Source organism: Microcoleus sp. (genome assembly GCF_049646505.1).
Taxonomy (GTDB): Bacteria; Cyanobacteriota; Cyanobacteriia; order Cyanobacteriales; family Microcoleaceae; genus Microcoleus.
Genome location: NZ_JBARVX010000318.1, coordinates 1 through 9,313, shown reverse-complemented (window position 1 = coordinate 9,313; position 9,313 = coordinate 1). Strand labels below are relative to the sequence as shown.

Genomic DNA, 9,313 nt, shown 5'->3' with positions numbered 1-9,313 from the left:
ACTAAGAGGGCGGGCACGGGGGCACCGCCCCTACTGACTACTGACTACTGACTACAAAATTTAGACTTCTTCTAAATCTTGTATATCCTCATCGTCATCGAGTTCCTCATCATCAATATCTGGCTCGACAGGAGCGACAGAATTAGCAGAAACTACAGCCCCAGTATCAAGTCGTTCCCGCACTAGCCGCTGGATCTCATCTTTAAATTCGGTATTTTCTTCCATGCGCCGAATCACGTTGTCGCGTCCTTGAGCAATGTTATCGCCGTTGTAACTGTACCAAGAACCTTTTTTAGTAATTACTCCCATTTCGTCGGCCAAGTCAGTCAGACAGCCTAAAGTAGAAATTCCTTTGCCAAATACAATGTCAAATTCGGCAATGCGGAAAGGCGGAGCAACTTTATTTTTAGCAACTTTAACTTTCGTGCGGTTGCCGTATTCTTCTGTACCTTTTTTCAAGCTTTGAATGCGGCGAATGTCGAGCCGGACGCTGGCGTAGAATTTGAGTGCGTTACCGCCAGTGGTTGTTTCGGGGTTGCCGTAGGTTATGCCGATTTTCTGCCGCAATTGGTTGAGGAAAATGACGGTACAGCCGGATTTGCCGATGTTGCCGGTGATTTTCCGCAAAGCTTGGCTCATCAATCGCGCTTGCAAACCCATGTGGGAGTCGCCCATGTCGCCTTCGATTTCGGCGCGGGGCACTAGGGCGGCTACGGAGTCAATGACTACGATATCGACGGCGACGGAGCGCACGAGTTGATCGACAATTTCTAGGGCCATTTCGCCGGTATCCGGCTGGGAAACTAGGAGATTTTCAATATCGACACCTAATGCTGAAGCGTAGGTGGGATCGAGGGCGTGTTCGGCATCGACGAAGGCTGCGATACCGCCGGATTTTTGGACTTCGGCGATCGCGTGGAGCGCTAGAGTGGTTTTACCGGAACTTTCCGGGCCGTAAATTTCAATAACTCGACCTTTTGGCAAACCGCCACCCAAAGCGATGTCCAGTGTCAGGGCTCCGGTGGAGATGGTTTCTACCTTCATGCGAGTGGAGTCTCCCAATCGGACGATCGCTCCTTTACCAAAGCTGCGCTCGATTTGGGACAATACGGAAGTTAAGGCTTTTTGCTTTTCTGTGTTTTCAGCAGTTTTTGTAGAAGCTTCTTTTTTTGCCATTTGCGGTACGCGGGTAGACCCCTTGCGGAGCTTGTTGATTAACTGTACAACACGTATGTTAGCAGTTATTTTTGGGGTCTGGAGGTTCTGGGAGCATTTGCTGGAAGATTGTTGGTTTTGAACCGTTTCAGCCTGATGCTGCCTTCAAAATGCTCTTGTTGAGACGGAACTTGCAGCACGGGCGATCGCCCGTGCTGCTGTAGAGATAGCTCTCAAACCTTGCACCAGCAATTTGCCCTTATATGTCTGCAAAAATCTTAACTTTGCATCCGTCCATTTCTGATTCCTTGTGTTATTCTAATAATTGTGCATACCGGAACGAGACTCAGAACGCAGGTTCTTCTGGTAGCGCTGCCAATTGGTAGCACACAAATCCTCATACTTAATCTCAGATTAAGATGAGGTGCGTTCAAATATAAACCATTTAGTAAAACTTGGAGGTGATGCCCATGATAGAAAGTAGTAAACGCATGGGTCATCAGATTGGAAACTACCGGCTGTGCGCCGGGGCCGCTCACTAGCAGTCAGCCGTCGTTTCCAACTGGAAACGAATTCCACGGGGAACCAGGCTGAGCTAGGGATTCTCCCGGCAGTCAGGTTCTAATCTGAAGACCCGCTAGACCGCTCTCATAAATAGTGTTACATCTTGAGTATTAAAACTTGAGCCTCAACACTGTTTTTGAGAGCGGATAGTTTTTTGTAGGATTTTCCGCAGGTGGGCTGTGAATATGCCACACTCATCCCAAAATACCAAAAAAAAAATGGCTGACCTACTTAACAATACGGAAATTCAAGAGCGCGCCAGTCAATTGTCAGGCTGGACAGTTGAAGGCAAGCAACTGCAATGTACCCGTTTATTTAAAGATTTTATCGAAGCGATCGCCTTTGTGAATAAATTGGTCGCCCCCTCAGAAGCCGCAGGACATCACCCAGACATAGAAATCTCCTACAACAAAGTTACAGTTAACTTGACAACTCACGATGCCGGAGGCTTAACTGAGAAAGACTTTGCCCTAGCCCAAGAAATTTCTACGCTACATTAAAAGAGTTAGCCTTTGCCCGACAGGAGCCGCTGCATCTAGCGACAGTCCCCGATCGCAAAAAGCTCGCCAATCAAAAAATCGACTCTGGGTTAAAATCGGGTGTGAGAAAGTCGAGATGCAAAAAGTCCAATGTATAAAAGGCTGTTCGCCATCCTCCGACCATGATCGTATTTGAAAAGCCAGAGTTCTTGAACGAGTCTGCAGAAAGAACCGATCTTATAGAAAAGCTTCTGGATATTGGCGCTGCTTTGTCGAGCGCTCAAGATTTAGGCGGTTTGTTAAATTTAATTTTATCCAAAAGTAGGGAAATTACCTGCAGCGATGCGGGTAGCGTTTACTTAGTAGATCGCAGCGACGAAAAACCTAAGCTGCTGTTCAAGGTAGCCCAAAACGCTTCTAAACCGAGACTGTCGTTTAAAGAGTTTACGCTGCCGCTGACAGACAAAAGTTTGGCGGGTTACGTAGCCATTACAGGTCAAAGTTTGAACCTGTCGGATGCCTACGACTTACCCCCAGGCGTACCTTACCAGCTAGATACCAGTTTTGACAGGGATATTAATTACCGCACTTGCTCGGTAATGGTGCTGCCGATGCAAAACCGAGAGGGCGAGACAATCGGCATACTGCAATTGATCAACCGCAAAACAAAGGCAGATGCGGTGCTGACAGCCGAGAATGCTTGGGAATCGACGCAGCAGTATTCTTTGTGGGAAGAAAGAATAGTTCGCTCGCTCGCATCTCAAGCAGCAATCTCGATCGAGCGCAATCAACTCCAAGAAAGCATAGAACACTTGTTTGAGGGCTTCGTCAAAGCCTCAGTGCAAGTCATAGAAGCTAGAGACCCCTGTACCTACGGCCATTCAGAACGAGTCGCAGCCCTGACAGTGCGCCTGTCAGAAGAAGTAAACGCCGTCAGCAACGGATGGCTGCGCTCCGTCTACTTTAACAACCGCCAAATTCAAGAAATTCGCTACGCAGCCCTGCTGCACGATTTTGGTAAAATCGGAGTGCCAGAAGCAGTTTTGACCAAGCAGAAAAAACTCTACCCCGCACAGCTAGAAATCATCCGCCACCGGTTTGGCTTAGCTCAGCGGACAATGGAAATGGAATGCGTCCAGTCTAAATATAAATACTTGCTAGAGCATTCAGCCTACCGAAAACATCCCAGCGAAGAGCCAGAGTGCAGTCAATGCCAGCAAATAGAACAGCTAGACGCCAAGCTAGCAGAAGCGAAAACCAGATTGGCTCAATATTGGGAAGTTCTGATCGAAGCCAACGAACCTCACATTTTGGCAGCAGAACCCTTACATCAACTGCGAGAACTTTCTCGGCAAACTTACAGAGATATCGACGGGGCAGTTAAACCCCTGCTGAGTCCCGACGAGATCGTGCAATTGATGGTGTCGAGGGGCAACCTGACACCGGAAGAACGATCGGCAATAGAATCTCATGTAACTCACACTTACGAATTTCTCAGCCAAATTCCGTGGACAAAAGATTTAAAAAATGTTCCCCAAATCGCCTACGGACACCACGAAAAACTCGACGGTACCGGCTATCCGCGAGGACTGAAAAACTCGGAAATCCCGATTCAGGCGCAATTAATGACGATCGCCGATATTTACGACGCCCTGACAGCGGGCGATCGTCCCTACAAACGAGCTCTGCAGACAGAGGCAGCGATGAAAATTTTGCGGCAAGAAGCAGCCCACCACAAAATCAACGCCGATTTGTTAGAATTGTTCGATTGCCGCCAAGTCTTTAGCGTCCTGGGACACAGCTTGGATGTTAAGGTCGAATCAGCCTAGACGACTCGGGCGTGCTGTGCTAAAAAGTAGAGAGGCGATCGGGATTATTAGTGTCAGCCTAAATCTAGCAAGGTTTTGACGCAGTTGATGGCAGGTAAAAAAACACGCTCTCTGCAGTAGCCGATCGCATCCATACACTCAGTAAGCCGGAAAAATCCCAAGAAAAATCGAATTTTAGGTAGTTTTGCAGTATGCTAGTCGAGCAACTACTGACCGCATAGAAGACTAGAAAAGTTTCTTTGTAATCGGTGTGAGGATGAGAGTGAATATGTCGAAATTTTTGTGGAGTTACCTATTAATCAGCCCAGCAGTCTTAGGAGCTACCCTAGTAGTTTCTTCGAGCGCGGTGGCAGCAAACGCTCAGCCCGGTGCTGATGCGCTCAAGCCTCAAGCTGCCAAAGCTGAAACGGCCCAAACCTCGGAAGCGAAAGTCAATGCTTTAGCAGCGGTTGACGAAACTACCGCAGCAGCCGATCGAATCGAAGAAAATTCCCCAATCGCCGGCATCGAAACAGAGCCAGCGATTGCAGCTTCAAGCACGGCTGCAACAGAAAGCGCGATCGCCACAGCCAACACAGCCCCCGCAGCGGAAAATCCCCAAGCTGCAGCATCAAAACCTGCAACTGAATCTTTAGCAGTTGAGCCAACAGTCGCTCAACCGGTAGAAAATTCAGCGGCTGCGAAACTAGAAAATCCAGCCCCGACAGCTACCGCTACCTCAGAGATCCTCGGTGCAGTTCAATTAGAAACTACCGCCCCGGCAGTAGCAGCACCGGCAGAACCAACAGCCGCAGCGCCAGCAGAACAAACAGCACAGGCTGAACCTGTAGCACAAACTGTCGCACCGCAAGCTCAAAACCCAGCCGCCACATTAGAGCAGCTCAACCAATACAGCAGCGAAGGGGCAGCAGGCGGCGAAACTCAAGGTCAAGTCACCTCAGTATCGCAACTTTCCGACGTGCGGCCCACAGACTGGGCATTCCAAGCACTGCAATCCCTAGTCGAGCGCTACGGCTGTATTGCCGGGTATCCCGACGGCACCTTCCGCGGCAACCGGGCAATGACCCGCTACGAATTCGCCGCCGGTTTAAACGCTTGCTTAGACAAGGTTAGCGAGCTAATCAGAGGAGGCAGCGGCAACTTAGCTACGAAAGATGACTTGGCAGCCCTCCAACGGCTCCAAGAAGAATTTGCAGCCGAACTGGCAACCCTGCGCGGCCGAGTCGATGCTCTCGAAGCTCGGACATCCGAACTCGAAGCCAACCAATTCTCAACTACTACCAAACTGACTGGGGAAGCAATTTTTGCCCTCAGCGACGACTTTGGCGGCTCCGATGGCTTGTTTGGCAGAGATAATGAAAGAATCATCGGCAGGGGTAGCAATGAGACCGTCTTCCAACAGCGGGTACGTCTCAACTTAAATACCAGCTTCACCGGCAGAGACTTGTTACTTACCAGGCTTCAAGTCGGCAACGGTCAAAGATTTAACCTTGGGGCTACCAGCGAAGGCACTCAAACTTGGAACGTAGTCGGCAGAACCGACAACGTTGTTGCCCTAGACACCTTGCTATACAAGTTTCCCGTGGGCGATAGACTCAACGTTACCCTGGCAGCTAACGCTGGCGTTTGGGACGACATTATGCCGACTGTCAACCCTTACTTTGAAGACTTTGACGGCGGTAACGGCTCCCTGAGCACCTTCGGACAGCGCAACCCGATTTACCGCTTGGGCGGCGGTGCGGGTATCGGCTTTGACTATGCCTTCGGCGGCAGGGGCTTGCTGGGCGGCGTGTTCGGCCCAACTTCTCTGTCCTTCGGCTATTTGGCCTCAAGTGCAGCCAATCCTAGCAAGGGTGCAGGCTTGTTCAACGGCGATTACGCGGCGATGGGCCAGTTGACTTTTACCCCCGGACGCAACTTGCAAGTTGCTTTCAACTACAACCACGGTTACTTTAGCCGAGGTAACTTCGGGTTTGACAACGCTTTGGGAAGCGGCCCCGATAATCTCGGCGGTTTCACCGGTACCGGCTTGGCTAATTCCATCAACGGTTTGAGCGACGGCTTCCCCGGCTTCCGAGCTCGGAAAGTTGTCAGCAACTCCTACGGCGCCCAAGCTTCGTTCCGCCTCAGCCCGAGATTTATCATTGGCGGCTGGGGTGGTTTAACGAATGCTCGCATTCTCGGCATCGGCGATGCGAGAATTTGGAACTACGCTGTCACCTTGGCTTTGCCCGATTTAGGAAAAGAAGGCAACTTGCTGGGCTTTGTGGTAGGTCGCCAGCCTTACTTAGATAAACTTGAGGCTCCCGGCAATTTGGATAACTTCAGAAATGACCAGTCGTGGCACTTTGAAGGTTTCTACAAGTTCAAACTTTCGGACAACATTGCTGTGACTCCGGGTGTGATTTGGATTACTAACCCCAATCAAAACGATCGCAACGATGACATCATTATTGGTACTCTGAGAACTACTTTCACGTTCTAAGAGCCGATTAGATGAGGCAGGGCGGGTCATACCCTCTCTGCTGGCAAATATAGCCAAATTTAGCCCTGCTTATTGCAGGGCTTTTTTGTGCGCTGGACGAATTCCTATGAAAGTCGATTAAGTTCAGTGGAAAACCGGGGTATAATAAAAAGCTAGGAGTTAGAATTTTGAACTCAATATTATTGAGGAAGATTTTAATGTCTGACTTCGGATTAGAGAATTCTGGTTAACAAAGCAATCATGGTAGAACTCTCCTGTAAAAGCGAATACGCAATCTTAGCTTTGCTGGAACTGGCTGATTGCTACGATGAGGGCGAGCCCCTGCAAATTCGCCAGATAGCGGCTCAGCAAAATATTCCCGATCGATATTTAGAACAGTTGCTGGCTACCATGAGACGCTGCGGGCTGATTCGCAGCCAGCGAGGAGCTAAGGGCGGTTATATCTTGGCCAGGGAACCGTGGAAAATTACACTGCTGGAAATTATTAACTGTCTCGAAGGCTCAGAATTCGATCGCTCCCAAAAAGACTCGCCCGCTCAAACTGTAGAAAGTGCTGTAATTTGGGAGGTTTGGCAAGAAGCCCGATCGACTGCCAACTCCGTTTTGCAAAAATATACGCTACAGGATCTGTGCGAAAAACGCAATGGCAGGCGGCAGCTCGATATCATGTATTACATCTAGTTAGTATTGCCAACTAGGAATTAACATATACTTTCAACAACAAACTGACACAGATTATGCGTATTGCTACCGACATTACAGAATTGGTGGGGCACACGCCCCTGGTGCAACTCAACCGCATTCCCCAAGCCGAAGGCTGCTTGGCTCGAATCGTGGTCAAACTCGAAGGCATGAATCCGGCAGCATCGGTAAAAGACCGGATTGGTGTGAATATGGTCAATCAAGCCGAGGCCCAAGGGCTGATTGCTCCAGGAAAAACGGTTTTAGTAGAACCGACTTCTGGCAATACCGGAATTGCTTTGGCAATGGTGGCGGCGGCGAAGGGCTACCAGTTGATTTTGACAATGCCTGATACGATGAGCACGGAACGCCGATCGATGTTGCGAGCTTACGGAGCCCAACTAGAACTGACTCCCGGCATTGAAGGCATGAGCGGCTGCATCCGCCGCGCTCAAGAGATTGTGGACAAAACTCCCGATGCGTATATGTTGCAGCAGTTTCGGAATCCAGCCAACCCGGAGGTTCACCGTTCGACAACGGCTGAGGAAATTTGGGCAGATACCGACGGCGAGGTGGATTTCTTGATTTCTGGAGTCGGCACTGGCGGTACGATTACGGGTGTTGCAGAGGTACTCAAGTCGCGGAAACCCGAGTTTAAGGCGATCGCCGTTGAGCCGGCCAACAGTCAGGTACTGTCGGGCGGAAAGCCAGGGCCTCACAAAATTCAAGGTATTGGTGCTGGTTTTGTGCCACCGGTGCTGAATGTGGAGGCGATCGACGAGGTGATAATTGTTACCGATGACGAGGCGATCGCCTACGGGCGCCGCTTAGCCAGAGAAGAAGGACTTTTGTCCGGTATTTCCAGCGGTGCGGCACTCTGTGCCGCCTTAAAAGTCGGCAAGCGTCCAGAAAATGCCGGGAAATTGATTGTGATGATTCAGCCTAGCTTTGGCGAACGCTATCTGAGCACTCCCTTGTTCCAAGAGCCCGAACAGAATTTTGCGATGGCCCTCAACTAAGTCAGCTTCCGGCGCAAGTCGCAGCAACTTTTAGCAGGGCGTAGAGTTTACGCCCTGCTGTTGTTTGTAGTGAGGAATGCAAGTCCTGATTAATATCAAATTTGCAGAAAGAATATTGTCGGCGATCGCAATTGTGCCAGCCAGAGGAATGAAAGTCCTGTTTAACACAAATCCGTCAAGAGAAGACCAAAGTCGGATGCTGCGAACTTTTTCAAGACTTAATATTTTTATAAAATGGATTTATAATAATTTGAAAACAAAAGTTTTTTACCGACAACTTTTGACATTTATATCAAATAAATAACTAATACTTTAGCAAAAAATGATATTTTTGTCAAGCACTTTTTCGCAGATTATCTAGATTTCAAGGAAATAAGAGCGTGTCTTCCGTTAGCAATCACTACAAAACCCTAAAAATTAGCCCAACAGCAACACAAGCCGAGATTAAACAAGCATACCGCCGTTTAGTCAAACTATTTCATCCAGACAGCCAGAGTAAAATAGCCGGTCACGAAGAAATTATCCGTCTCAATGCAGCCTATGAAATATTAGGAGATGCCAAGCAAAGACAATCCTACGATCGCCAAATTTCCCCAGAAAGCGAAGAATTGCGATCGCCCAGCGCGTCCAACTTCAGCCGCCAGCGACAACAAACAGCGCGGGATGCCGACGAACAAATGGAACAGTGGCTGATTAAAGTATACAAACCAGTCAATCGAATGCTCAACAGCATTTTGAAGCCGCTGAAAAAAGAAATAAACGAATTGTCAGCAGATCCCTTCGACGACGAACTGATAGAAAAGTTTCAAGCTTATATCGAAACCAGCAGCGAATTTCTTGAAAAAGCTCACAACTTTCTCAGATCCATGCCCAATCCATCAAATTTAGCCGGAGTTGCAGCCCATCTCTACTACTCGATCGATCGAGTCGGAGACGGAATAGAAGAATTGCATTTATTTACTCTAAATTATGACGATCGCCATTTGCACACAGGTCAAGAACTTTTTAGAATTGCCTCTAGACTGCGGCGGGAAGCACAGGATGAATTGAAAATTAGAACTTAGTTAGTTGAAGGAGAGGGGGAGAGGGGGAGAATGGGAG

At 48.9% G+C, this 9,313-nt stretch carries 7 protein-coding genes; 6 read left to right on the top strand and 1 reads right to left on the bottom strand.

Annotation, left to right across the window (positions count from 1 at the left end):
* Positions 1 to 60: 60 nt before the first annotated feature.
* Positions 61 to 1,176, bottom strand: a complete 1,116-nt coding sequence (gene recA / locus WBA89_RS16530; RefSeq protein WP_424408268.1) for a recombinase RecA — start codon at positions 1,174 to 1,176, stop codon at positions 61 to 63.
* 761 nt (positions 1,177 to 1,937) lie between these two features.
* Here recA and WBA89_RS16525 point away from each other — a divergent pair.
* The 6 genes from WBA89_RS16525 (at position 1,938) to WBA89_RS16500 (ending at position 9,276) form a co-directional block, all read left to right on the top strand.
* Positions 1,938 to 2,219, top strand: coding sequence for a 4a-hydroxytetrahydrobiopterin dehydratase (locus tag WBA89_RS16525; RefSeq protein WP_424408266.1), 282 nt, complete (start codon positions 1,938 to 1,940; stop codon positions 2,217 to 2,219).
* A gap of 161 nt (positions 2,220 to 2,380) precedes the next feature.
* A complete protein-coding gene (locus WBA89_RS16520; protein WP_424408264.1) occupies positions 2,381 to 4,027 on the top strand; it encodes an HD domain-containing phosphohydrolase in 1,647 nt (548 codons plus the stop codon).
* Positions 4,028 to 4,295: 268 nt separating this feature from the next.
* Positions 4,296 to 6,512, top strand: a complete 2,217-nt coding sequence (locus tag WBA89_RS16515) for an iron uptake porin (RefSeq protein WP_424408262.1) — start codon at positions 4,296 to 4,298, stop codon at positions 6,510 to 6,512.
* 240 nt (positions 6,513 to 6,752) lie between these two features.
* Positions 6,753 to 7,193 (top strand): Rrf2 family transcriptional regulator, encoded by a 441-nt coding sequence (locus WBA89_RS16510; RefSeq protein ID WP_424408260.1) that lies wholly within the window; start codon positions 6,753 to 6,755, stop codon positions 7,191 to 7,193.
* Positions 7,194 to 7,249: 56 nt separating this feature from the next.
* Positions 7,250 to 8,212, top strand: coding sequence for a cysteine synthase A (cysK, locus tag WBA89_RS16505; protein WP_424408258.1), 963 nt, complete (start codon positions 7,250 to 7,252; stop codon positions 8,210 to 8,212).
* Positions 8,213 to 8,592: 380 nt separating this feature from the next.
* Positions 8,593 to 9,276 (top strand): J domain-containing protein, encoded by a 684-nt coding sequence (locus WBA89_RS16500; protein WP_424408256.1) that lies wholly within the window; start codon positions 8,593 to 8,595, stop codon positions 9,274 to 9,276.
* The last annotated feature ends 37 nt before the right edge of the window (positions 9,277 to 9,313 follow it).

Bases quoted from the DNA above. Each gene is read 5' to 3' on its own strand.
- WBA89_RS16520 (WP_424408264.1), top strand. From the start codon at position 2,381: ATGATCGTATTTGAAAAGCCAGAGTTCTTGAACGAGTCTGCAGAAAGA.
- recA (WP_424408268.1), bottom strand. From the start codon at position 1,176: ATGGCAAAAAAAGAAGCTTCTACAAAAACTGCTGAAAACACAGAAAAG.
- WBA89_RS16525 (WP_424408266.1), top strand. From the start codon at position 1,938: ATGGCTGACCTACTTAACAATACGGAAATTCAAGAGCGCGCCAGTCAA.
- cysK (WP_424408258.1), top strand. From the start codon at position 7,250: ATGCGTATTGCTACCGACATTACAGAATTGGTGGGGCACACGCCCCTG.
- WBA89_RS16515 (WP_424408262.1), top strand. From the start codon at position 4,296: ATGTCGAAATTTTTGTGGAGTTACCTATTAATCAGCCCAGCAGTCTTA.
- WBA89_RS16510 (WP_424408260.1), top strand. From the start codon at position 6,753: ATGGTAGAACTCTCCTGTAAAAGCGAATACGCAATCTTAGCTTTGCTG.